Genomic DNA, 1,111 nt, shown 5'->3' with positions numbered 1-1,111 from the left:
GATGAAGCGCTCAAAGCGCTACCTGAAGACAAGCGCTCGGCATCGGTAGTGGCCAAAGAGGGATTTGACTTTTGCAACCGGCTCTTTGCGATGGAACGCGAATTCAAAGATGCGACCATCGAGGAACGTTATCAAGCCCGCTTAGCGCTCAGCCGACCTGTGCTGAATGCTTTTTTGGCATGGCTGAATACCCAGAGTACTCAAGTACTTCCTAAAAGTGCGCTTGGTCAAGCCATTGCCTATTGCCTGAACCAGTGGCAGAAACTCGAAGCGTTCCTGCTCGATGGCCGCTTAGAGATAGACAACAATCGTAGCGAACGTTCGATCAAGCCATTCGTGATCGGACGCAAAAACTGGTTGTTTGCCAACACCCCGCGCGGTGCTCAGGCCAGCGCGATCATTTACAGTATTGTGGAAACCGCCAAGGAAAACGGATTACATCCCTTTACCTATCTAACCTACCTCTTTGAGAAGCTTCCGAACATCGACACAGAAGACCATCAGGCTCTCGATTCACTGCTTCCTTGGTCCAATACGTTACCCAAAGTCTGTCGAACAACAAAATAAGCATACTCAAATCCCCACCCTGGCAACAAGGTGGGGATTATTTTACGGTTACGAGGTGACTGACTTCCGTACCCGGCGGACCAGTTAAAACACAAAATAACCTCGGTAAACAGATCGCCGAAATCGCAATGAAAAACCCAGGGTTAGAGTCGAGTTAGGCTGAGGCATAAAGCTTATAATAGGTGAGTTAAACAGTCCGACCAATGGCCGTCTGTTTTTCATTTCATTAAGCTACAGAATTTTTTCCTTCGGCCAAGTACAGCGGTTAAAGAAAGTATCGGCGAAATTGAAATTAGAGATGTCTATTCGGGACAAACAGGTCTAAAAAATAAACTATGAAGATACTCTTTTTCTAGGGGAAAATGTTCCCGGGCTCACAGAAGGTAAACCTTTAGCTGAAAGGAGTGAGATGCAATGGATATAAAAGAAAAAGAAATGACACTCGAAGTTCTGTTAGAAGAATATAACGCGTTTTCAACACCCCTACCGTAAGTAAAAAAAGAATTTTGGCCTAATGGAATTTTTTGCAATTTAAAGGATTATG

General features: G+C 45.0%; 1 protein-coding gene. It reads left to right on the top strand.

What is annotated here, in order from left to right:
- On the top strand, positions 1-567 hold a 567-nt coding region (locus H1S01_RS20330), incomplete at its 5' end, for an IS66 family transposase (protein ID WP_188042169.1).
- Positions 568-1,111: the final 544 nt, after the last annotated feature.

The sequence above is a fragment of the Heliobacterium chlorum genome, from assembly GCF_014502795.1.
In the GTDB taxonomy this organism is placed as follows: Bacteria; Bacillota; Desulfitobacteriia; order Heliobacteriales; family Heliobacteriaceae; genus Heliobacterium; species Heliobacterium chlorum.
Note: the sequence above shows the minus strand (reverse complement) of the source record. Positions and strands in the feature narration are given on the sequence as shown.